This is a genomic window from Pseudomonas sp. RAC1, assembly GCF_030658255.1.
Classification (GTDB): Bacteria; Pseudomonadota; Gammaproteobacteria; order Pseudomonadales; family Pseudomonadaceae; genus Aquipseudomonas; species Aquipseudomonas boreofloridensis.
In genome coordinates, this window is record NZ_JAUTXS020000022.1 from 136,104 (window position 1) to 158,908 (window position 22,805).

Genomic DNA, 22,805 nt, shown 5'->3' on the forward strand with positions numbered 1-22,805 from the left:
GACCGCCCCTCAACAACCCGGAGCCGCCCGTGAAAACGCTCGACCACCTGCAGTTCGACAACCGCTTCGCCCGCCTCGGCGACACCTTCTCCACCCAGGTGCTGCCCGAGCCGATCGCCGACCCGCGCCTGGTGGTGGTCAGCGAAGCGGCCCTGGCGTTGCTCGATCTGGATCCGGCGCAGGCCGAGTTGCCGGTGTTCGCCGAGCTGTTCGGCGGTCATAAGCTCTGGGAAGACGCCGACCCTCGGGCGATGGTGTATTCCGGCCATCAGTTCGGCGGCTACAACCCGCGCCTGGGCGACGGTCGTGGCCTGCTGCTGGGCGAGGTGGTCAATGACGCGGGCGAGCACTGGGACCTGCACCTCAAGGGCGCCGGCCAGACCCCGTACTCGCGCATGGGCGATGGCCGCGCCGTGCTGCGCTCGTCGATCCGCGAATTCCTCGCCTCCGAAGCCCTGCACGCGCTGGGCATTCCCAGCAGTCGCGCCGTGTGCGTGATCGGTTCGAGCACGCCGGTGTGGCGCGAAACCCAGGAAAGCGCGGCCATGCTGCTGCGCCTGGCGCCCAGCCATGTCCGCTTCGGCCATTTCGAATATTTCTACTACACGCAGCAACCCGAGCAGCAGCGGGTGCTGCTGGACCATGTGCTCGAACAGCACTACCCCGAGTGCCTCGCGGCCGAGCAGCCGTACCTGGCCATGTTCCGCAGCATCGTCGAGCGCAACGCCGAGCTGATCGCGCGCTGGCAAGCCTACGGTTTCTGCCACGGGGTAATGAACACCGACAACATGTCGATCCTGGGCATCACCTTCGACTTCGGCCCGTTCGCCTTCCTCGACGACTTCGACGCCAACTTCATCTGCAACCACTCAGACGACCGTGGCCGCTACAGCTACGCCAACCAGGTGCCGATCGCCCACTGGAACCTCAGCGCGCTGGCCCAGGCCTTGACCACGGTGGTGGAGGTCGAGGCGCTCAAGGACACGCTGGGGCTGTTCCTGCCGCTGTACCAGGCCCACTACCTGGACCTGATGCGTCGCCGCCTCGGCCTGACCTGCGCTGAAGATGACGACATGGCGCTGGTCGAGCGCCTGCTGCAGTGCATGCAGCGTGGCGCAGTGGATTACACGCTGTTCTTCCGCCGGCTCGGCGAGCAACCGGTCGAACAGGCGCTACACGGGGTGCGTGACGACTTCGTCGACCTCGCCGGCTTCGACGACTGGGCCGCCGACTACCTGGCACGCTGCCAGCGCGAACCCGACAATGCCCAGGGCCGACGTGCGCGCATGCACGCGGTCAATCCGCTGTACATCCTGCGCAACTACCTGGCGCAGCAGGCCATCGAGGCGGCCGAAGCGGGCGACTACAGTGAAGTCCGGCGCTTGCATCAGGTGCTGAGCAGGCCGTTCGAGGAACAGCCCGGCATGCAGGCCTACGCCGAGCGCCCGCCAACCTGGGGCAAGCACCTGGAGATCAGTTGCTCGTCCTGAATGCCAGGCGCGGCCTGACAGCCCTATCGCACCCCAAGGAGAAGATATGCCTGAACCCCTGGTCATCCCCTGCCCTCACTGCAACGGCCTCAACCGCCTGCCGGCCGAGCGCCTGGGCGACAGCCCCAAGTGCGGGCGCTGCAAGCAGGAGGTGCTGCTTGGCCAGCCCTTCGAGCTGACCGAGCGCAGCTACGCCAGCCAGATCAAGGGCGACCTGCCGCTGCTGGTGGACGTGTGGGCCGACTGGTGCGGGCCGTGCAAGAGCTTCGCCCCGACGTTCGCACAGGCCGCCCGCCAGCTTGCCGGCCGCTGCCGCCTGGCCAAGCTGGACAGCGAAGCCAACCGCAGCCTGGCCGGTCAACTGGGGATTCGCTCGATCCCCAGCCTGATCCTGTTCAAGCAGGGCCGCGAAGTCAGCCGCCAGGCCGGCGCGCTGCCACTGCAATCGTTGCTGGAGTGGCTGCGCGGGCAGGGCGTCTAGGCGTTCTCTTCGAGCAGCGAGTGCAGCTCGACGAACTGCTGCGTCAGCTTGTGCCGTGGCTCCAGATGAATCAGCGGCAGGCTGGCGTGGTGCGACTCGCGCATCTTCACCGAGCTGCCCAGGTACACCGGTAACACCGGCAGCCCCTCGGCCAGCAGTTCGTCGAGCATCTGCTGCGGTAGGCTGGCGCGGGACTGGAACTGGTTGACGACGATGCCCTCGACCTCCAGGGTTTCGTTGTGATCGTCTTTGAGTTCCTCGATCTCGGCGAGCAGGCCATACAGGGCCTGGCGCGAGAAGCTGTCGCAATCGAAGGGAATCAGCACACGATCAGCGGCGATCAGCGCTGAAACCGCGTAGAAGTTCAGAGCGGGCGGCGTATCGATGTAGATCCGTTCGTAGTCTTCGCTCAACTCGTCGAGCAACTTGCGCAGCTTGTTGATCTTGTGTTTGGCCTCGAGCTTGGGCTGAAGGTCGGCGAGTTCCGCCGTGGCGGTGATCACGTGCAGGTTGTCGAACGGGGTCTCGTAGATATCGACCTTGTTCTTCTTCGCGACCGGCCCGCCGGCCAGGCTCTGCTTGAAAAAGTCGGCGATGCCCATGGGGATGTCGTCGCCGGTCAGGCCGGTGAGGTACTGGGTGGAGTTGGCCTGGGCATCCAGGTCGATCAACAGGGTGCGATAGCCTTCGCTGGCACTCACCGCCGCCAGGTTGCAGGCGATGCTCGACTTGCCCACGCCACCTTTCTGATTGAACACCACGCGCCGCATGACAGGATCTCCGGGTATCAAGGAATGCCCGAGTATGTGTGCACAGCAACGCTTTATCCAGCGCCTTGGGGCGCTTGCACACCGGCCAACAGCTCGCAAAACGCATTGGCCATCGCCGAGCCTGCGCCCTCGCGGCGCACCAGCCACACGGCGCTGGTTGCCTGCGGGTCCAGCAGCGTGCGATAGACCACACCGTCGATGCGAATGCGCTGGAACGAGGCCGGCAGCACCGACACGCCCAACCCGGCCGACACCAGGCCGATGATGGTCAGCGCCTCGCCTGCCTCCTGGGCGAAATGCGGGCTGAAGCCGGCCTGGCGCGCCAGTTCCATCAACTGCGCGTACAGGCCGCTGCCGTAGCTGCGTGGGAAGAACACGAACGGCTCCTGGGCCAGATCCGCCATCTGAACGCCACCGTCACCACACGCCGCCAGCGGGTGGGAGGCGTTGAGCACGGCGACCAGCGGCTCGCGGAACAGCTCGGTGACCGCCAGCCCCTCGGGTACGGGCAACGGGCGCATCAGACCGACCTCGATGGACTCGTCGAACACCGCATCGACCACCTCGCGGCTGCTCATCTCCGTTAAATGCAAGTGAACTGCCGGAAAGCGCTGGCGAAAGGCGTGAATCGCCTGGGGAATACGCGACGTGAACGGCGCAGACGAGGTGAACCCGATCTTCATCTCGCCCAGCTCGCCCAGTTGCGCGCGCCGCGCCACGTCGGCGGCCTTGTCGACCTGGGCCAGTACCTGACGCGCCTCGTCGAGAAACAGCCGGCCGGCCTCGCTGAGTGCCACCCGACGGTTGGTGCGCTCGAACAATCGGGCACCGACTTCCTGTTCGAGGGCCTGGATCTGCTGGCTCAACGGTGGCTGGGAAATGCCTAGTTGCTGCGCGGCGCGGCCGAAGTGCAGCTCCTCGGCGACAGCGATGAAATAACGCAGGTGACGCAGCTCCATAGCGCGCTCCAAACAAGTCGTCAAACGTCTCAAATAGGTCGAACAATATATTGGATCTAATCATTAGCCAGCTATATGATTTTTCCATCGCATCACCGGCCCCGCGCCTTGAGGTAGTCCGTCGTGAAATCCGCTGTAGCCCCCCTTGCCCTGGAACCCGACCCCGCTGCGCTGACCGATATCTGGATCGAAAAAGGCAGCCCGGCCTTCATGAAGACCGTGCTGGCATTGTTCAGCGGCGGCTTCGCCACCTTCGCCCTGCTCTATTGCGTGCAGCCGATGATGCCGCTGCTGTCGCAGGAGTTCGCCATCAATGCCGCGCAGAGCAGCCTGGTGCTGTCGGTCTCCACGGCATTGCTCGCCGTGGGACTGCTGGTCACCGGGCCGATCTCCGACCGCATCGGGCGCAAGCCGGTGATGGTCATGGCCCTGCTCTGCGCGGCACTGGCGACCCTGGCCAGCGCCGTCATGCCGACCTGGGAAGGCGTATTGGCCACGCGGGCGCTGGTCGGGCTGTCGCTGAGCGGGCTGGCCGCCGTGGCCATGACCTATCTGAGCGAAGAGATCCACCCCCAGCACATCGGCCTGGCCATGGGCCTGTACATCGGTGGCAATGCCATCGGTGGCATGAGCGGTCGACTGATCGCCGGGGTGCTGATCGACTTCGTCAGTTGGCACACGGCGATGCTGGTAATCGGTGGTCTGGCGCTGCTGGCGGCGGTGGTGTTCTGGAAGGTGCTGCCCGAATCGCGCAACTTCCGTGCACAATCGCTGCAACCGCGTCGCCTGCTCGACGGCTTCCTCATGCACTTCAAGGACGCCGGCCTGCCTTGGCTGTTCCTTGAAGCCTTCCTGCTGATGGGCGCGTTCGTCACCCTGTTCAACTACATCGGCTATCGCCTGCTGGCCGAGCCGTACCACATGAACCAGGCATTGGTCGGGTTGCTGTCAGTGGTTTACCTGTCGGGGATCTACAGCTCGGCGCAGGTCGGCGCACTGGCGGACAGACTGGGGCGGCGCCGGGTGTTCTGGTCCAGTATCGGCGTGATGGCGGCGGGCATGCTGATGACGCTGTTCACACCGCTGCCAGTGGTGGTGGTCGGCATGCTGGTGTTCACCTTCGGCTTCTTCGGCGCGCATTCGGTGGCCAGCAGCTGGATCGGCCGACGCGCGCTCAAGGCCAAGGGGCAGGCGTCGTCGTTGTACTTGTTCTGTTACTACGCGGGGTCGAGTGTCGCCGGGACGGCGGGCGGGGTGTTCTGGCACCACTGGGGCTGGAACGGCATCGGGCTGTTCATTGGCAGCCTGCTGGCGGTGGCGTTGCTGGTGGCGCTGCACTTGAGCAAACTGGCGCCCAAATCGGCGTGAGACCTGCGCGGAACGAGCGCGCTGCCATGACTTTCGGCAGGCGCGCTCGTCAGCGAGACAGCGGCTGGATCAGTTGATGATTTCGACGATATCCACATCCACTTCACGGCTCATCAGGTGCTTCTCCACCTCGCCGGTCAGCTTGACCTTGGTCTTTTCATTGAAAGGAGTGACCGGCAGGTCTTCATTGTCGATCTCGACGGTGATGGTGCCGGTGTTGTCCTTGAACTCGTACTTGTCGTCGTTGTTGACCTTCTTGGTGATGTAGCCCTGCAGCACCACTGGCGTGTCGTCGGCGGCTTCTTTGGCAGCGGCGACCGTGGTGATCGATTGAGCGCCCGGGCCGGTGTAGCCAGCCGCCAGGGCGGCGGTGCTGAACAGCGGGGCAAGAATCAGCGGCAGATAACGAATTTTCATGATGATCGGGTCCTTTTTGGGTTTCGATGGGACCAGATTAGCGACGATCGCTGAATTTAACCTTAATGTCACAAAAAGCCCGGCACATGGCCGGGCTGGGTGAGGCGTGAAGCGGACTCAGCCGTGATACTGCGCCGAAAACTCGTGCACGGCATTGATGAACACACCTGCGTGCTCGGGATCGACTTCCGGGGTGATGCCGTGGCCAAGGTTGAAGACGTGGCCGCTGCCAAGGCCATAGCTGGCCAGGATGCGCGCGACTTCCTGGCGGATCGCCTCCGGCTTGGCATACAGCACCGTCGGGTCCATGTTGCCTTGCAGCGCCACGCGGTCGCCCACACGGCGACGGGCGTCGCCGATATCGCAGGTCCAGTCCAGGCCCAGCGCGTCGGCGCCGGCTTCGGCGATGCTTTCCAGCCATAGCCCGCCATTCTTGGTGAACAGGATCACCGGCACCTTGCGGCCTTCGTGCTCGCGGATCAGGCCGCTGACGATCTTGCGCATGTAGGCCAAGGAGAAGGTCTGGTAGGCCGCCGCCGACAGCGCGCCGCCCCAGGTGTCGAAGATCTGCACCGCCTGGGCACCGGCCTGGATCTGGCCGTTGAGGTAGGCGGTGACCGACTGCGCCAGCTTGTCCAGCAGCAGGTGCATGGCCTCGGGCTGGTCGTAGAGCATGGCCTTGGTCTTGCGGAAGTCTTTCGACGAGCCGCCTTCGATCATGTAGGTGGCCAGGGTCCAGGGGCTGCCGGAGAAACCAATCAGCGGCACGCGGCCGTTCAGTTCGCGGCGGATGGTGCTGACCGCATCCATCACGTAGCCCAAGTCCTTATGCGCATCGGGAATGGGCAGGGCTTCGATATCGGCCGCCGTGCTGACGACCTTCTTGAAGCGCGGACCTTCGCCGGTCTCGAAATACAGACCCTGGCCCATGGCGTCGGGGATGGTGAGGATGTCGGAGAACAGGATCGCGGCGTCGAGCGGGTAGCGGTCCAGCGGCTGGAGCGTCACCTCGCAGGCGAACTGCGGGTTCTTGCACAGGCTCATGAAGTCGCCGGCGTTGGCACGGCTGGCGCGGTACTCCGGCAGGTAGCGGCCGGCCTGGCGCATCATCCACACCGGGGTGACGTCTACAGGCTGCTTGAGCAATGCACGCAGGAAACGATCGTTCTTCAGGGCAGTCATGTCGGCATCCAGCAAAAAAGTGCGGGCATTTTCTCAGACGCCAGCGCAAAAGGCACGGCTGCGGCCATGGCTTTTGTCTATTGGGTGCCGTGGGTCAAGGATTGTCGGGCGGGATAACGCCGGGGTCCAGTGGCGACCCCGGCGCTCGATCACACCTGCAGGTAGTCGAGGATGCCTTCGGCTGCCGTGCGGCCTTCGAAGATGGCCGTCACCACCAAGTCCGAACCGCGCACCATGTCGCCACCGGCGAAGATCTTCGGGTTGCTGGTCTGGTGCTTGAAGGCGGCCTTCTCCGGGGCCACCACGCGGCCCTGGCTGTCCATCTGGATGCCATGTTGCTCGAACCACGGCGCCGGGCTCGGCCGGAAGCCGAAGGCGATCACCACGGCATCGGCCGGCAGGATCTGCTCGGAGCCAGGAATCGGCTCCGGACTGCGGCGACCGCGAGCATCCGGCTCGCCCAGGCGGGTTTCGACCACCTTGACGCCCTCGACCTTGCCGTCGCCGACGATGGCGATGGGCTGGCGGTTGTAGAGGAACTTCACGCCTTCTTCCTTGGCGTTCTTCACCTCTTTGCGCGAGCCTGGCATGTTGGCCTCGTCGCGGCGGTAGGCACAGGTCACCGACTTGGCGCCCTGGCGGATCGAGGTGCGGTTGCAGTCCATCGCCGTGTCGCCACCGCCGAGCACCACCACCTGCTTGCCCTGCATGTCGACGAAGTCTTCCGGCGACTTCTCGAAGCCCAGGTTGCGGTTGACGTTGGCGATCAGGAAGTCCAGCGCGTCATGCACGCCCGGCAGGTCCTCGCCGGGGAAACCGCCCTTCATGTAGGTGTAGGTACCCATGCCCATGAACACGGCGTCGTAATCGGCGAGCAACTGCTCCAAGGTGATGTCCTTGCCCACTTCGGTGTTCAGGCGGAACTCGATGCCCATGCCGGTGAACACTTCGCGTCGGTTGCTCAGTACGCTCTTTTCCAGCTTGAACTCGGGAATGCCGAAGGTCAGCAAACCGCCGATTTCCGGGTTCTTGTCGAACACCACCGGGGTGACGCCAGCACGCACCAGCACATCGGCGCAGCCCAGCCCAGCCGGGCCGGCACCGATGATGGCGACGCGCTTGCCGGTCGGCTTGACCTTGGACATGTCCGGACGCCAGCCCATGGCGAAGGCGGTGTCGGTGATGTACTTCTCCACCGAGCCGATGGTCACCGCACCGAAACCGTCGTTCAAGGTGCACGCGCCTTCGCACAGACGGTCCTGCGGGCAGACCCGGCCGCAGACTTCCGGCAGTGTATTGGTCTGGTGCGACAGCTCCGCCGCCGCCAGGATGTTGCCCTCGGACACCAGCTTCAACCAGTTGGGGATGAAGTTGTGCACCGGGCACTTCCACTCGCAATACGGGTTGCCGCAACCCAGGCAGCGATGTGCCTGCTCCACGGACTGCTGCGGCTTGAAGGGCTCGTAGATTTCCACGAACTCCTTCTTGCGCTGGCGCAGCAGCTTCTTTTTCGGGTCCTTGCGGCCCACTTCGATGAACTGGAAGTCGTTGCTCAGACGTTCAGCCATTTTTCAAAACCTCTCAACAGCAGCTGCGAGCCAGAAGCTGCAAGCCGCAAGACGATCACGTAAGCCGGGCGAACCCCGTGCTGCTTCTGCTCGCAGCTGGGAGCTCGCCACTTGCAGCTGCTTTACTGCGGGTTGGCGCGGGTGCTGGACAGCAGTTGCTTGAGGTTGGCCGCCTTGGGCTTGACCAACCAGAAGCGCCGTACGTAGTCGTCCAGGTTCTCAGAGAGCTCACGCCCCCACTCGCTGCCGGTCTCGTCCACGTATTCGCCCAGGACACGCGCCAGATGGCTGCGATAGGCCTCCATCGCCTCACCACTGATGCGCTGGATTTCCACCAGCTCGTGGTTGAGTTTGTCGACGAAGGTGTTGTCCAGGTCGAGCACGTAGGCGAAGCCGCCCGTCATGCCGGAGCCGAAGTTGTAACCGGTCTTGCCCAGGACGCAGACAAAGCCACCGGTCATGTATTCGCAGCAATGATCGCCCGTGCCCTCGACCACAGCGTGGGCGCCGGAGTTACGCACCGCGAAGCGCTCACCTGCGGTGCCAGCGGCGAACAGCTTGCCGCCAGTGGCGCCGTACAGGCAGGTGTTGCCGACGATGGCGCTGTGCTGGGTTTCGAACGGACTGCCCGCCGGCGGTACGATGGTCAGCTTGCCACCGGTCATGCCTTTGCCGACGTAGTCGTTGGCATCGCCTTCCAGGTGCATGTTCAGGCCACCGGCGTTCCACACGCCGAAACTCTGCCCTGCGGTGCCCTTGAAGCGGAAGGTGACCGGCGTGGCCGCCATGCCCTGGTTGCCGTAGAGCTTGGCGATCTCACCGGAGATGCGCGCGCCGATGGAGCGGTCGCAGTTGCAGATGTCGAGGGCGAACTCGCCACCGGCCTGGTCACGGATCGACGGCAGGGCCATGTCGACCATGCGCTCGGCCAACTCGCCTTTGTCGAACGGCGGGTTGCGGTCCACTTCGCAGAACTGTGGCTTGTCGGCCGGAATGTGCGAGCTGCCCAGCAGTGGCGTGAGGTCCAGGTGCTGTTGGCGCTCGGTGTCGCCTGGCAGCACGTCGAGCAGGTCGGTACGCCCGATCAGCTCGCCGAGGCTGCTCACGCCCAGCTTGGCCAGCCACTCGCGGGTCTCTTCGGCGACGAAGGTGAAGAAGTTGATCACCATGTCGACGGTGCCGATGTAGTGGTCCTTGCGCAGCTTGTCGTTCTGGGTGGCCACGCCGGTGGCGCAGTTGTTCAGGTGACAGATACGTAGGTACTTGCAGCCCAGGGCGATCATCGGCGCGGTGCCGAAGCCGAAGCTCTCGGCGCCGAGGATGGCGGCCTTGATCACGTCCAGGCCGGTTTTCAGGCCACCGTCGGTCTGCACCCGCACCTTGCCGCGCAGGTCGTTGCCGCGCAGGGTCTGGTGGGTCTCGGCCAGGCCCAGTTCCCACGGTGCGCCCGCGTACTTGATCGAGGTCAGCGGCGAGGCGCCGGTGCCACCGTCGTAACCGGAGATGGTGATCAGGTCGGCATAGGCCTTGGCCACGCCTGCCGCGATGGTCCCGACACCCGCCTCGGCCACCAGCTTCACCGACACCAGCGCTTGCGGGTTGACCTGCTTGAGGTCGTAGATCAACTGCGCGAGGTCTTCGATGGAGTAGATGTCGTGGTGCGGCGGTGGCGAGATCAGGGTGACGCCGGGCACGGCATAGCGCAGCTTGGCGATCAGGCCGTTGACCTTGCCGCCAGGCAACTGGCCGCCCTCGCCCGGCTTGGCGCCTTGGGCCACTTTGATCTGCAGCACTTCGGCGTTGACCAGGTACTCCGGGGTCACGCCAAAGCGGCCGGTGGCCACCTGCTTGATCTTCGAGCTCTTGAGCGTGCCATAGCGGGCCGGGTCTTCGCCGCCCTCGCCGGAGTTGGAGCGCGCGCCCAGGCGGTTCATGGCCTCGGCCAGGGCCTCGTGGGCCTCCGGCGACAGCGCACCGAGGGAGATGCCAGCGGAGTCGAAGCGCTTGAGGATGGCCTCGACCGGCTCCACCTGCTCCAGCGCCAGGGCCTGATCGGCCACCTTGACCTTGAGCAAGTCACGTAGCATCGACACCGGACGCTGGTCGACCAGCGCGGTGTACTCCTTGAACTTGCTGTAATCGCCTTGCTGCACGGCGGCCTGCAGGGTGTTGACCACGTCCGGGTTGTAGGCGTGGTACTCGCCGCCATGCACGAACTTGAGCAGGCCACCCTGTTGGATCGGCTTGCGCGCGCTCCAGGCTTCGGCCGCCAGCAGCTTCTGGTCGCTCTCCAAATCCTCGAAGCGCGCACCTTTGATGCGGCTGGACACGCCCTTGAAGCTCAGGCCGACCACCTCGTCCGACAGCCCCACGGCTTCGAACAGCTGGGCGCCACGGTACGAGGCGACGGTGGAGATGCCCATCTTCGAAAGGATCTTCAGCAGGCCTTTGGAAATGCCCTTGCGGTAGTACTTGAACACTTCGTCCAGATCGCCCAGCACTTCGCCGGTACGAATCAGGTCGGCCAGCACTTCGTACGCCAGGTACGGGTAGACGGCCGAGGCACCGAAGCCCAGCAGCACGGCGAAGTGGTGCGGGTCACGGGCGGTAGCGGTCTCCACCAGGATGTTGCTGTCGCAGCGCAGGCCTTGTTCGGTCAGGCGGTGGTGAACCGCCCCGACAGCCAGCGAAGCATGCACGGGCAACTTGCCTGGGGCGATGAAACGGTCGCTCAGCACCAGTTGCGTCTTGCCGCTGCGCACCGCTTCCTCGGCCTGGTCGGCGATGTTGCGAATGGCCGCTTCCAAGCCCAGGCCCTGCTCGTAGTTGAGGTCGATCAACTGACGGTCGAAGCCCTCGCGCTCCAGGTTCATCAGCGAGCGCCACTTGGCTGGCGAGATCACCGGCGAGCTGAGGATCACCCGCGAGGCGTGCTCGGGGGACTCCTGGAAGATGTTGCGCTCGGCGCCCAGGCAGATTTCCAGGGACATCACGATCGCTTCGCGCAGCGGATCGATCGGCGGGTTGGTCACCTGGGCGAACTGCTGGCGGAAGAAGTCGTACGGCGAGCGGACGCGCTGGGAGAGCACGGCCATCGGCGTGTCGTCGCCCATCGAGCCGACCGCTTCCTGGCCCTGCTCGCCGAGCGGACGCAGCACCTGGTCACGCTCCTCGAAGGTGACCTGGAACATCTTCATGTACTGCTTGAGCTGGTCGGCGTCGTAGCTGGCCACGCCCTGGTCGTCGCTCAGGGTCGCCTGGATACGGGTGGCGTGCTGACGCAGCCAGCGCTTGTAGGGATGGCGCGACTTGAGGCGGTTGTCGATGGCGTCGGTATCGAGGATCTGACCGGTCTCGGTGTCCACGGCGAAGATCTGCCCCGGGCCGACACGACCTTTGGCGATGACGTCCTCCGGCTGGTAGTTCCACACGCCGATTTCCGAGGCCAGGGTGATGTAGCCGTTGCGGGTGGTCACCCAGCGCGCCGGGCGCAGGCCATTGCGGTCGAGCAGGCACACCGCGTGGCGGCCTTCGGTCATGACGATGCCGGCCGGACCGTCCCACGGCTCCATGTGCATGGAGTTGTATTCGTAGAAGGCGCGCAGGTCGGCGTCCATGGTCTCGACGTTCTGCCAGGCCGGCGGCACCAGCATGCGCACGCCGCGGAACAGGTCGATGCCACCGGTGACCATCAGCTCGAGCATGTTGTCCATGCTCGAGGAGTCGGAGCCGACCCGGTTGACCAGCGGGCCGAGCTCTTCCAGATCCGGGATCAGGTCGTTGGCGAACTTGGTGCGCCGGGCCATGGCCCAGTTGCGGTTACCGGTGATGGTGTTGATTTCGCCGTTGTGGGCGAGGAAGCGGAACGGTTGCGCCAGCGGCCACTTGGGCAAGGTGTTGGTGGAGAACCGCTGGTGGAAGACGCAGATCGCGGTCTTCAGGCGCTCGTCGCCGAGGTCTGGGTAGAAGGCGGTGAGGTCCGCCGGCATCATCAGGCCTTTGTAGATGATGGTCTTGTGCGAGAAGCTGCAGATGTAGTGGTCGGCGTCGTGGGCATTGGCCACGGACGAGCGGCGACGGGCACTGAACAGCTTGATGGCCATGTCCTGGTCGGTCAGGCCTTCGCCGCCGATGAACACCTGCTCGATCTGCGGCAGACGCTCCAGGGCCAGGCGGCCGAGCACGCGGGTATCGATCGGCACCTTGCGCCAACCGATCAGGTGCAGGCCAGCCTGGGTGATCTCGCGGTTCATGTTGGCCCGCGCGGCCTCGGCTTTCACCGGGTCCTGATTGAAGAACACCATGCCGACCGCGTACTGCTTGGGCAGCTCGACGGCGAAGTGTTCCCGGGCCACGGCGCGCAGGAACTGATCGGGCTTCTGCATCAGCAGGCCACAACCGTCACCGGTCTTGCCGTCTGCGTTGATCCCACCGCGGTGGGTCATGCAGGTCAGGGCCTCGACGGCGGTTTGCAGGAGGTGGTGGCTCGGCTCGCCCGTCATATGGGCGATCAGGCCAAAACCACAGTTGTCCTTGAATTCTTCGGGATGGTACAGACCTGTTTTCATAGACACATTCTCACCAGGTTCGCCTCTCAACCAAGGCAAATCTCTTTTTAGTACAACCACTTACCATCCACGCCGATCGAATGCCAGCTTTTTTGCGGGGGCAATGGGAAACCATTGTTGCACAGCGACGAAGCCGCCCACAAACAATAACGACGAATCGTTGAAAGTTTATGTCGCAATTTTGAATGTTTTTGCGTCACTCACCGTGTAGTCGAATGGACTCGAGTCTGAAGCGTTTCAGCGGTGACTGCAATCAGGCTTGTGGCCGGCAGTCTGGGACACGAAAGCCTGCCGCGCTCGTGCACAGCAGGCTATCGAGATTCCGGGATTCGCTCAGCAACTGGGCGGCGGGGTGGTGCCGCCCGGAAGGATCAGCGGGCCGTGGCCAGCTCTTGTTGAACGCTGCCGACGGTACGAGGCCAAGGTTTACCAGCCTGGACCTTCGCTGGCAAGTTCTTGATTGCAGCCGCTGCCGCGTCGCGGCTGGCGAAATTGCCGTAGGTGACCACGTAGAGGGGTTTGCCCTGCAGGTTTTTCTTGAAGTAGCGGTACTCGCCGCCCTGCTCGCGGACGAACGACTGGGCCGCCGACTCATTGCTGGTGCCGAATACCTGGACCACGTAGTTGCCGGCCTTCTGGCCGCTGTACCAACTGCTGTTACCCGCACCGCCGGTCGACTTCTCGACCGCTTTGGGCGCCGGCTTGGCCGTGGCGACCTGGGTCGGTGCCGCAGCCGGCTTGCTGGCAGGGGTGGCGGTTTTCGCCGGCTGCGTGGCAGCCGGTTTCTGCGCGGCGGCAGCCGGCTGGCTCGGTGCGCTGACAACCGGCTGGGCCGGCGTCGGCGCCGGACCTGCAGCGACACCTTGTGGCGGTGCAGTGGTGGTGACGGTCGGCGGCACCGCGGACGAAGGCGCGGACGGCTGCAGTGCGGTGTTGCCCGCCGGACCACCCTCCTCACCGTCTCCCATACCGGCCGCCTGGGCCAGCGGCTCACGCATCACCGGCTGCGACTGACCGACCAGCGGCAGCGGCATCGGTTGCGACGAGCCGGAGAACTCGACCGTCGGGCCGCCATTGCCCGACTGGCCCTGACCCAGTGGCAACTGGGCTTGGGCGGCAGGCGCCTCGGCGGGCGCCTTGTCGCTTTTCTTGGGCATCAGGACCGCCGCCGCAACGGCGACCACAACCACAGCAGACAGTGCGAGCACGTGTTTCTTAGGCATTTTGAACCCCATGGATGGTCGCTTCTCGGTACTGCGAGTGGCGATCATGGCTTCGATCAAGGTATCGCGGGCCACCTGATTGATGTTGCCCGGCCAACCGTCGGAGTTTTCGTGGATATCGGCGATCTGCTCGGCGCTGAACACGTCCAGCCCCCGGCCAGCACCTTCAAGGCGTTGCTCCAGATACTCGCGGGTTTCCTCTTCGCTGTAGGGGGCGAGCTCGATGATGTGGAAGCGTTCTTCCTCGGCACTGAGCTCGTCCAACCCGGCAATCAGCGAAGGCTCGCCGAACAGGAATACATGCGGGCGTCCTTCCGCAACGCCGGCCGCCAGTTCCAGCAACGCTTGGAGTGCTGACTCTTCGAGTTGTTCCGCATCGTCTACCAGCAGATACACCTCTTGCCCGGTCAGCGCCAACTGCACGACCTGGGAGAGAATGGCCTGTACCTGCGGCTGCGCGACGCCCAGCGCCTGGGCCACTTGGCCGAGCACGCCGGCGGCATCGCTGGCGCCGCGCGCCGATACCACCACGCTTTGCACCGACTGCTTGTTGGTGCTGGCGACCAGTGCCTGGCGCAGCAAGGTCTTGCCGCTGCCATGGGGACCGGTCACCACCAGCATCAGGTGGCTGTAGCGCGCCAGATGATGCAACTGACCCAGCACCGGCTTGCGCTGGGCAGGAAAGAATTTGAAGCCGGGCACACGCGGCGCGAACGGATCGTGGCTCAACTGGTAGTGGTCGAGAAACGCCTCATCGGCATGCAAACTGGTCATTGCGCTGTCACAACCTCACGCTGGGCCACGATTGCGCGGTAGTCCGCCGCCAACGTGGCCTGAAGGATCTCTTTCGGATAGTCGTCGGTGATCACGGCTTCGCCCAACTGGCGCAACAGCACCAGGCGCAGGCGTCCGTCGAGCACCTTCTTGTCGACCGCCATATGTTCCATGAAATGCGCCGGGGTCATTTCCTCTGGAGGCACCACCGGCAGGCCTGCATCCTGCATCAGGCGAATTCCGCGATCACGCGCCGTCTGGTCGATCCAGCCCAGGCGCATGGACATCTCCAGGGCCATCACGGTCCCGGCAGCGACGGCCTCGCCATGCAACCATACCCCGTAACCCATGTGGGTTTCGATGGCGTGGCCGAAGGTGTGGCCGAGGTTCAGGGTGGCACGCACGCCCGATTCGCGTTCGTCGGCACCGACGACCGCCGCTTTGGCCGCGCAGGAGCGGCGAATGGCTTCGGTGAGGGCAGTCGGGTCGAGTTGGCGCAGCGCGACCATGTTGTCTTCCAGCCAACCGAGGAACGGCTCGTCGCAGATCAGCCCGTACTTGATGACCTCGGCAAGCCCGGCCGATAGTTCGCGGGCTGGCAAGGTGCGCAGGCTGGTGGTGTCGATGAGCACTGCGTTAGGCTGGTAGAACGCGCCAACCATGTTCTTGCCCAGCGGGTGGTTGATGCCGGTCTTGCCGCCCACCGAAGAGTCCACCTGGGACAGCAGCGTAGTCGGCACCTGGATGAAATCGACGCCGCGCTGATAACAGGCTGCAGCGAAGCCGGCCATGTCACCGATCACGCCGCCGCCGAGCGCCACCACCGTGGTGCGCCGATCATGCCGGGCGGTGAGCAGGGCATCGAAGATCAACTGCAGGGTTTCCCAGTTCTTGTGGGCCTCGCCGTCGGGCAGTATCACCGGCAGCACCGACCAAGCCCCAAGGGTCTTGCTCAGGCGCTCGAGATACAGCGGCGCGACGGTTTCGTTGGAGACGATAGCGACCTGCCGTCCGGCAATATGCGGTGCCAGCAGCTCGGGCTGGTCCAACAGGCCCTCGCCAATGTAGATCGGGTAGCTGCGCTCGCCCAGATCGACCTTCAGTGTCTGCATGTATCCCCACAATGTGCTTGGGCGCGGCCTTGGCTGAGCGGCCTGCGCGTACGTTCAACCTCGACCCGGCGTTGGTCGCCGAGAATAGTCCCGCCTCAGCGGGGCGGCAACTGCTGCAGGCGCTCGAGAATGTCGATCACCACCATGCGCGGTGGCCGTTCGTCGGTTTCCACCACCAGGTCGGCGATCTCGCGATAGAGCGGGTCGCGCATCTCCAGCAGCGAGCGCAGCGTGGCTTCAGGATTGGCCGTGCGCAGCAGCGGGCGATTGCGATCACGGGCGGTACGGCCCACCTGCTGCTCGACCGAGGCGTGCAGGTAGATGACCCGGCCGCCTTGGTGCAGGGCACGACGGTTGGCCTCGCGCATCACCGCGCCACCGCCTGTGGCGACCACCACGCCGTCGAGTTCGCACAACTCGGCGATCATCGCCTGCTCGCGATCGCGAAAGCCCGGCTCGCCTTCCCTGTCGAAGATCCACGGGATGTTGGCGCCGGTGCGCAGTTCGATTTCCTTGTCGGAATCCTTGAACAGCAGACGCAGCTCTTTGGCCAACAGGCGCCCGATGGTGCTCTTTCCGGCACCCATGGGCCCTACAAGTATCAAATTTCGCACAGAATCAACGACTCACAGCAATCGCCTGGTCATTCATGATACGCGGAGTCAGGAAGACCAGCAGCTCGGATTTTTTCTCTTGTAATGCATCGCGTCGAAACAGCCGTCCAACATACGGCAGATCGCCAAGAAATGGCACCTTGTCGACCACATTGCTGTTCGACGTCGAATACACGCCACCAATCACAATGGTCTGACCGTCGGCCACGCGCACCTTGGCGTTGACCTCGTTCTTGCGAATCGGCGGCACGTCGTTGAGGGCATTGGCGTAGTCGGGCTCGTCCTTGGTCACGCGCACCGCCATGATGACTTTGCCGTCAGGGGTGATTTGCGGGGTGACCTCCAATGAAAGCGAGGCCTCGCGGAACGACACCGAGGTGGCGCCACTCTTGCTCGACTGCTGGTACGGCACCTCGGTGCCCTTGAGGATGCGTGCGGTTTCCTTGTCGGCCGTGACCACCTTGGGCTGCGAGATGATCTCGCCATTCCCGCTCTTTTCCATGGCGCTGAGCTGCAGGTCGAGCAGCGCATCGCTGCCCACCAAGCCTAGACCGATGCCGGACGTGGCGGCCGAGGCGCCGAGATCGACGAACAGTTCGCTGCCCGAGCGTCCCGGCGAGCCGCCATGCTTGGCGCCCCAGCGCACGCCGAGCACCTTCTCGTAGTCGACGTTGGCCTCGACGATGCGCGCCTCGATCATCACCTGACGCACCGGCACGTCCAACTGCGCGATCAACTGCCGCAGTTCGGCCAGCCGCGCGGCGGACTGGACGGCGACGAGGGTGTTGGTGCGTGGATCCACGCTCAGCGTGGCGCGCGCATCCGCCGGGTCATCGAGGGCCAGGCTGGCCAGCAACAGCGGCGCCAGCGCGGACGCATCGGCATGGTGAACCGGCAGCAGTGCGCGCTGCAGCGGTTGCGACCGCGCCTCCAGCAGGCGGTCAGCCTGCGTTTCGCGCGTTTGCTCGGCAAGCTCGGCAGCAGGGGCGATCAGCAGTACATTGCCCTGCTCGCGCCTGGCCAATCCGCGACTGCGCAGCACCAGGTCCAGCGCCTGGTCCCAGGGTACGTCCTGCAAGCGCAGCGTAACGTTGCCCTGGACCGTGTCGCTGGCCACCAGATTGACCCCTGCATAGTCGGCCAGCACCTGCAGCACCGCACGCACTTCCACATCCTGGAAGTTCAGCGACAGCGGCTCACCTTTGTAGGCCGTCGTCGCCAGTGCCTGCATCGACGCCAAAAGCGCCCACAGGCCGATCACCGCGTTTTTTCCGATCATCCGTGCTCCCTGCACTGCTGCCACGGCTCAACGTCAGATAGCTGGAGCGCTCCTGCCATGCTGCATCGTTGAACAACCGTTCCCTGATTTCGACCTGATCCGGATCGACCTTGACCACCTCGCCCTCTTCACGCCCCAGGTGATCACCCTCAGCCACCCGATACACCCGCCCGGCCCAGCGCACCAAGGCGTGCGTGCTACCCGCGCGCGACAGGCTGCCGACCATCTCCAACTGCTCCAGCGGCACCCCGATCAAGCCTTCTTGCGCCCTGCGCCGTGTAGACCATGGGGCGAACGGGTCAAGCAGCGGCGCTGTGATGCGCTGCCGTGCCGGCTCATCGGCAAGCGAGGCCGGCGCCGGCAACTCCTCGCCGGCCTCCAACGCGTGCACTTGCAGGTGCAGATGCAGCAGCCCGGGCCGTCCTGTTGCAGGCTCCAGCTGCGCACGCACCACTTGCAGCAACCGCACCTGCTGCAGCCATTCGTCAAGCCAGGCGCGCAACCCGGCATAGCTGCCGCTGACCTGCATCTGCAGCGGAATCTGGCGGTACCCGACAGCCTGGACCTCTTGCCCGATATCGAGTTGCTCGAACAGCAGGCCGTGGGAGCGCCCCGTCAGCGCCAGTTGATCGAGCAAGTCGCTCATGCTCGCCCCACCCGACAAGCGCCAGCGCGCCTCCTGCAGTGTGTGCTGCTCCTGGATCAACGCCGCTTCGGCCGGGGCCAGCCCCTCTGCCAGCGACCGTCGCGCTTGCAGTGCCTGCATCTGCTGCGCTTCGAGCAACGAGCCCTGGCGATAAACAGTGCGCGTGTCATGGACACGCAGCCAGTAGCCGCCGGCCAGCACCAATAGCACCCCAAGCACCACAGTGGCAGCGCGGGAGGCTGGCGAACGCGCAGCACCGTCCTGCCAGCGTGAGAGCACTGACCAGCGCATGATCAAGATGGCGAAACGCGAGCGATCAACAGGAATGCGTCCCCTGCAGCGCGCCCAACGACTTGCTTGAGTTCAAGGTCGTGAACGACCGGTGATCGCTGCAAGTCGCGCATGAACTGAGCCAGCACGGCTGAAGACAGCGCCAGGCCGTTGACCTGCAGGCGCCCGCCTTGAAGATCGAGACGGGTCAATTGCATGCCTTGGGACATCGCCGCCTCCACCTCAGCGAGCAACTGCGGCATCTGGGCCTGCCCCGCGCGCAGCCCAACGAGCGCCTGGACCTGCCCGCGCATATCCTCGCGCGCGGCATGCAGGCGCTGCACCTGTTGCACCCGCTCGTCCAGCGCCTGGAGTTCGGCTTGGCGCAGCACACCGGCTTGCGCCTGTCGTTCGAGGCGCTGATGAGCCAGGCGATCCACCAGCATCACCGCCACGAAGGCCGTGAACAGACTGCCCAGGAACATAAACCGGAACCTGCGCAGCGCGGCCAAGCGCTGGCGTTCGCGCCAGGGCAGCAGATTCAGGCGCAGGCTCATGCGTCCGCTCCCAACGCCAGTGCCAGGGGCAGGGCCATCGCGCCATGGTCCGCAGCAGGCATATCCTTGCGCACGTAGGCGGAGCAAATTGGTTGGCAAACGCGGCCTAGATGCTGCTCCAGCACCTGTAGCCAGTTCGACGTGGCCGCCGCACCGCCGACCATCAATCCCGCGGCGCTTTTTCCAAGCGCGGCGCTCGCGAGCAGGTCCTCGATGCGCTGCAGGTAAGCTGCCTGCGTGCAGCCATTGTCGAAGCGCTGCTCTACACGCACGCCCAGCGGGGCATCACCCCAGGTATGCAATGCCAGCCCGTCCGCCTCCAGCAGCAGCAAAGGCTGGCGATCCGCGCCCGGCTGCAACCGAGCCAGCGCGACGCTATCCACTTCAACGGCGACGACCTCAAGCCCCGCGTCCTCGAACGGCAGCAGCAGCGTTTCGACAAGGCTCTGGCGCGCCGCCCCAATCAGCACGTCGAGCGACTGGGAAGCCTGGGCCGTCGGGCCAAGCACCTGGAAGTCCATGGCCAGATCATCCAAAGGAAAAGGGAACAGATGCTCGGCATCGGCCAGCAGCCGCGCCTCGCGTTCAGCCTCAGGGACGGCCGACGGCAACTGCACCACCTTGCAGATCACCTGAGACCCCGGCATGGCCAGGGCGACCCTCCTGGCCCGGCCGCAACGGCGAGCAGCCTCGCGCAGCGCCTGTGCTAGCGACTCGCCATCAGCGTCCAACCGAGTTACAGGTGCCACCACCTGATGAACCCAGGAACTCACCCTGCGTCGCCCTCGGGCGCCGCTCAACTGCAGCATTCGCACCGAATCGGACGTAATTTGCACACCCAACACTGAACCGCCATCCCTGCCAAAGCGTCCAAGCATCGCTATTCCCTTTTTGATGACCGGCATCCCATTGCCGGTCGAACCCATCGTCGCCTGCCCCGCCCGGTCGATGACCCGGAAGGGCGAAATGCTTATAATGCCCAGCGTTTTTGCCCGTCCGCCGGGCCTGCGTGCACTCCATTTATCAACCTGGACACCCCAAAGCCTTGATTCGCCTGCTGAAGTTCTTCTGGTGGTCTTTCGTCGCCGTCATCTGCGCGCTCGTACTCGGTCTGAGCGGGGCGTTTCTGTATCTTAGTCCCAGCCTGCCGTCGGTCGACTCGCTCAGAAGCATCCAGTTGCAGATACCGCTGAGGGTGTACAGCAGCGACGGCAAGCTGATTGCCGAGTTTGGCGAGATGCGGCGCTCTCCCATTCGATTCGCGGAAATTCCCCCGCAGTTCATCCAGGCACTTCTGTCAGCTGAAGACGACAATTTCCTCAACCATTACGGCGTCGATCCAAGCAGCCTGATGCGCGCTGCGACCCAACTGGTGAAGTCCGGTCATATTCAGACTGGCGGCAGCACCATCACCATGCAGGTGGCCAAGAATTTCTTCCTCACCAGTGAACGCAGCTTCTCGCGCAAGACCAACGAAATCCTCCTGGCCCTGCAGATCGAACGCGAGCTGACCAAGGACGAAATCCTCGAGCTGTACGTGAACAAGATCTACTTGGGCAATCGTGCCTATGGCATCGATGCGGCAGCGCAGGTGTATTACGGCAAGTCGATCCGTGACGTCAGCCTGGCGCAAATGGCGATGATCGCCGGCCTGCCCAAGGCGCCGTCGCGTTTCAACCCGCTGGCCAACCCGGTACGCGCCAAAGAGCGCCGTGACTGGATCCTGGGGCGCATGTACAAGCTCGGCAAGATCGACCAGGCGAGCTATCAGGCCGCGCTCGCCGAGCCGCTGAACGCCAGCTATCACGTGCCGGCGCCGGAAGTGAATGCGCCGTTCGTCGCCGAGATGGCGCGGGCCGAAATGGTTGGCCGCTACGGCAGCGAGGCCTACACCGAAGGCTATCGCGTCACCACCACGGTCCCCAGCGATACCCAGGAGATCGCCAACAAGGCGGTGCTCAATGGCCTGACCGCTTACGACGAGCGCCACGGCTACCGTGGCCCCGAAGCGCGCTATCCGGGCAAGACGCGCAACGCCTGGCAGCAGGACCTGACCAAACAGCGCACCCTCGGCGGGCTGGAACCGGCCATCGTCACCCAGGTCGACAAGACTGGCCTGAAGGTACTGACCCGTGCCGGACAGGAAGAAGACGTGGCCTGGGACACCATGAAGTGGGCCCGGCCCTTCATCAACAGCAACGCCCAAGGCCGCTCGCCGCAGTCGCCGGCAGACGTGGCGCAGGTCGGCGACCTGATCCGTGTGCAGCGCCTGGACAACGGCACGCTCAAGTTCAGCCAGGTGCCGGGGGCGCAGAGCGCGCTGGTGACACTGAACCCGACCGACGGCGCGATCCAAGCGCTGGTCGGCGGCTTCTCGTTCGAGCAGAGCAACTACAACCGCGCCATGCAGGCCAAACGCCAGCCGGGTTCGAGTTTCAAGCCGTTCGTCTACAGCGCTGCGCTGGACAACGGCTACACCGCCGCCAGCCTGGTGAACGACGCACCGATCGTGTTCGTCGACGAGTCCATCGACAAGGTCTGGCGTCCGAAAAACGACACCAACACTTTCCTCGGTCCGATCCGCATGCGCGAGGCGCTGTACAAGTCGCGCAACTTGGTGTCGATCCGCCTGCTGCAAGCCATGGGCGTCGATCGCACCATCGACTACATCGCCAAGTTCGGTTTCAACAAGCAGGATCTGCCGCGCAACCTGTCGCTGGCCTTGGGCACCGCGACGCTCACGCCGATGGAGATCGCCACCGGCTGGAGCACCTTCGCCAACGGCGGCTACAAGATCAACCCGTACCTGATCGAGCGTATCGAGAGCCGTAGCGGCGAGACCCTGTTCACCGCCAACCCGGCGCGGGTACCGCAAGGCCAGCAGGATCAGGCCGGCATCGCTGCACCGGAAGCGCCGATCACTACTCTCGCGCAGCCGGGTACCGCGCCGTCGGCGCTGGGCCAGATCGCCCCGCCGCCACTGACGCCGGTGGTGGCCGAGCGGATCATCGACGGTCGTACCACCTATATCCTCACCAGCATGCTGCAGGACGTGATCAAGCGCGGCACTGGCCGACGCGCCTTGGCCCTGGGCCGCAGCGACCTGGCGGGCAAGACCGGTACCACCAACGAATCCAAGGATGCCTGGTTCTCCGGTTACAACGCCGACTACATGACCACCGTCTGGGTCGGCTTCGATCAGCCGGAGACCTTGGGTCGTCGCGAGTATGGGGGCACCGTCGCGCTACCGATCTGGATGGACTTCATGGGCCCGGCGCTCAAGGGCAAGCCCGAGCATCCGCCAGCCGAGCCCGAGGGCATTCTCAGCCTGCGGGTCGATCCGGTGAGCGGCCGTGCGGCGACGCCAAGCACGCCGAATGCCTACTTCGAGCTGTTCAAGGCTGAGGACTCGCCACCTTCCGGTGACGAACTGGGCAATGGCGTAGCACCGGGTAGCCCGCTCCCGGCCGATGAATCGGCGCCGATGGACCTGTTCTAAGCGCCGCTCATCTTCTGTCGAGGCGGCG

At 64.6% G+C, this 22,805-nt stretch carries 17 protein-coding genes; 4 read left to right on the forward strand and 13 right to left on the reverse strand.

Features of this window, described 5'->3' with window-relative positions:
• The first annotated feature begins 29 nt into the window (after positions 1-29).
• Positions 30-1,490, forward strand: a complete 1,461-nt coding sequence (gene selO / locus Q7C30_RS05555) for a protein adenylyltransferase SelO (RefSeq protein WP_317870943.1) — start codon at positions 30-32, stop codon at positions 1,488-1,490.
• Positions 1,491-1,536: 46 nt separating this feature from the next.
• A complete protein-coding gene (trxC, locus tag Q7C30_RS05560; RefSeq protein ID WP_039582593.1) occupies positions 1,537-1,971 on the forward strand; it encodes a thioredoxin TrxC in 435 nt (144 codons plus the stop codon).
• Here trxC and Q7C30_RS05565 read toward each other — a convergent pair.
• Both Q7C30_RS05565 and Q7C30_RS05570 read right to left on the reverse strand, forming a co-directional pair.
• Positions 1,968-2,741, reverse strand: coding sequence for a ParA family protein (locus Q7C30_RS05565; RefSeq protein WP_295486325.1), 774 nt, complete (start codon positions 2,739-2,741; stop codon positions 1,968-1,970). The two genes, trxC and Q7C30_RS05565, sit on opposite strands and share 4 nt — an antisense overlap.
• 53 nt (positions 2,742-2,794) lie before the next feature.
• Entirely contained in the window at positions 2,795-3,700 is a 906-nt protein-coding gene (locus tag Q7C30_RS05570) for a LysR family transcriptional regulator (RefSeq protein ID WP_317870944.1), read from the reverse strand.
• Between the two features lie 123 nt (positions 3,701-3,823).
• Between Q7C30_RS05570 and Q7C30_RS05575 the strand changes: the two genes are divergently transcribed.
• Positions 3,824-5,068 (forward strand): MFS transporter, encoded by a 1,245-nt coding sequence (locus Q7C30_RS05575; RefSeq protein ID WP_317870945.1) that lies wholly within the window; start codon positions 3,824-3,826, stop codon positions 5,066-5,068.
• 69 nt (positions 5,069-5,137) lie between these two features.
• On the opposite strand, the gene Q7C30_RS05580 is transcribed toward Q7C30_RS05575, so the two are convergent.
• The 11 genes from Q7C30_RS05580 to pilM form a co-directional block, all read right to left on the reverse strand.
• On the reverse strand, positions 5,138-5,485 hold the full coding sequence (locus tag Q7C30_RS05580) for a NirD/YgiW/YdeI family stress tolerance protein (RefSeq protein WP_039582589.1): 348 nt from the start codon (positions 5,483-5,485) through the stop codon (positions 5,138-5,140).
• Positions 5,486-5,602: 117 nt separating this feature from the next.
• Positions 5,603-6,667, reverse strand: coding sequence for a uroporphyrinogen decarboxylase (hemE, locus tag Q7C30_RS05585; RefSeq protein ID WP_317870946.1), 1,065 nt, complete (start codon positions 6,665-6,667; stop codon positions 5,603-5,605).
• A gap of 149 nt (positions 6,668-6,816) precedes the next feature.
• On the reverse strand, positions 6,817-8,235 hold the full coding sequence (locus Q7C30_RS05590) for an FAD-dependent oxidoreductase (protein ID WP_029614298.1): 1,419 nt from the start codon (positions 8,233-8,235) through the stop codon (positions 6,817-6,819).
• Positions 8,236-8,357: 122 nt separating this feature from the next.
• Positions 8,358-12,803 carry a glutamate synthase large subunit gene (gene gltB, locus Q7C30_RS05595; RefSeq protein ID WP_317870947.1) on the reverse strand — a complete coding sequence of 1,482 codons (4,446 nt, stop codon included), beginning with the start codon at positions 12,801-12,803 and terminating at the stop codon, positions 8,358-8,360.
• 371 nt (positions 12,804-13,174) lie between these two features.
• Positions 13,175-14,800 carry an AAA family ATPase gene (locus Q7C30_RS05600; protein WP_317870948.1) on the reverse strand — a complete coding sequence of 542 codons (1,626 nt, stop codon included), beginning with the start codon at positions 14,798-14,800 and terminating at the stop codon, positions 13,175-13,177.
• The gene (aroB, locus tag Q7C30_RS05605; RefSeq protein ID WP_317870949.1) at positions 14,797-15,912 is read right to left on the reverse strand and encodes a 3-dehydroquinate synthase; all 1,116 of its coding nucleotides are present in this window, start codon (positions 15,910-15,912) and stop codon (positions 14,797-14,799) included. The genes Q7C30_RS05600 and aroB overlap by 4 nt, the downstream gene beginning before the upstream one ends.
• Before the next feature lie 95 nt (positions 15,913-16,007).
• Complete coding sequence (aroK, locus tag Q7C30_RS05610) at positions 16,008-16,526, reverse strand: shikimate kinase AroK (RefSeq protein ID WP_039582580.1); 519 nt, start codon at positions 16,524-16,526, stop codon at positions 16,008-16,010.
• A gap of 4 nt (positions 16,527-16,530) precedes the next feature.
• Complete coding sequence (locus Q7C30_RS05615) at positions 16,531-17,757, reverse strand: secretin N-terminal domain-containing protein (RefSeq protein ID WP_317870991.1); 1,227 nt, start codon at positions 17,755-17,757, stop codon at positions 16,531-16,533.
• Positions 17,723-18,730, reverse strand: a complete 1,008-nt coding sequence (locus Q7C30_RS05620) for a pilus assembly protein PilP (RefSeq protein ID WP_317870950.1) — start codon at positions 18,728-18,730, stop codon at positions 17,723-17,725. Before Q7C30_RS05620 ends, Q7C30_RS05615 begins: the two co-directional genes overlap by 35 nt.
• 14 nt (positions 18,731-18,744) lie before the next feature.
• Positions 18,745-19,278, reverse strand: a complete 534-nt coding sequence (locus Q7C30_RS05625; RefSeq protein ID WP_317870951.1) for a PilN domain-containing protein — start codon at positions 19,276-19,278, stop codon at positions 18,745-18,747.
• On the reverse strand, positions 19,275-20,183 hold the full coding sequence (pilM, locus tag Q7C30_RS05630) for a pilus assembly protein PilM (protein ID WP_317870952.1): 909 nt from the start codon (positions 20,181-20,183) through the stop codon (positions 19,275-19,277). Before pilM ends, Q7C30_RS05625 begins: the two co-directional genes overlap by 4 nt.
• Positions 20,184-20,323: 140 nt before the next feature.
• Between pilM and Q7C30_RS05635 the strand changes: the two genes are divergently transcribed.
• On the forward strand, positions 20,324-22,777 hold the full coding sequence (locus Q7C30_RS05635) for a penicillin-binding protein 1A (protein ID WP_304484849.1): 2,454 nt from the start codon (positions 20,324-20,326) through the stop codon (positions 22,775-22,777).
• The last annotated feature ends 28 nt before the right edge of the window (positions 22,778-22,805 follow it).

Bases quoted from the DNA above. Each gene is read 5' to 3' on its own strand.
- trxC (WP_039582593.1), top strand. From the start codon at position 1,537: ATGCCTGAACCCCTGGTCATCCCCTGCCCTCACTGCAACGGCCTCAAC.
- Q7C30_RS05565 (WP_295486325.1), bottom strand. From the start codon at position 2,741: ATGCGGCGCGTGGTGTTCAATCAGAAAGGTGGCGTGGGCAAGTCGAGC.
- hemE (WP_317870946.1), bottom strand. From the start codon at position 6,667: ATGACTGCCCTGAAGAACGATCGTTTCCTGCGTGCATTGCTCAAGCAG.
- Q7C30_RS05600 (WP_317870948.1), bottom strand. From the start codon at position 14,800: ATGACCAGTTTGCATGCCGATGAGGCGTTTCTCGACCACTACCAGTTG.
- pilM (WP_317870952.1), bottom strand. From the start codon at position 20,183: ATGCCGGTCATCAAAAAGGGAATAGCGATGCTTGGACGCTTTGGCAGG.
- Q7C30_RS05625 (WP_317870951.1), bottom strand. From the start codon at position 19,278: ATGAGCCTGCGCCTGAATCTGCTGCCCTGGCGCGAACGCCAGCGCTTG.
- Q7C30_RS05590 (WP_029614298.1), bottom strand. From the start codon at position 8,235: ATGGCTGAACGTCTGAGCAACGACTTCCAGTTCATCGAAGTGGGCCGC.
- aroB (WP_317870949.1), bottom strand. From the start codon at position 15,912: ATGCAGACACTGAAGGTCGATCTGGGCGAGCGCAGCTACCCGATCTAC.
- Q7C30_RS05570 (WP_317870944.1), bottom strand. From the start codon at position 3,700: ATGGAGCTGCGTCACCTGCGTTATTTCATCGCTGTCGCCGAGGAGCTG.
- Q7C30_RS05615 (WP_317870991.1), bottom strand. From the start codon at position 17,757: ATGCAGGCACTGGCGACGACGGCCTACAAAGGTGAGCCGCTGTCGCTG.
- Q7C30_RS05580 (WP_039582589.1), bottom strand. From the start codon at position 5,485: ATGAAAATTCGTTATCTGCCGCTGATTCTTGCCCCGCTGTTCAGCACC.
- gltB (WP_317870947.1), bottom strand. From the start codon at position 12,803: ATGAAAACAGGTCTGTACCATCCCGAAGAATTCAAGGACAACTGTGGT.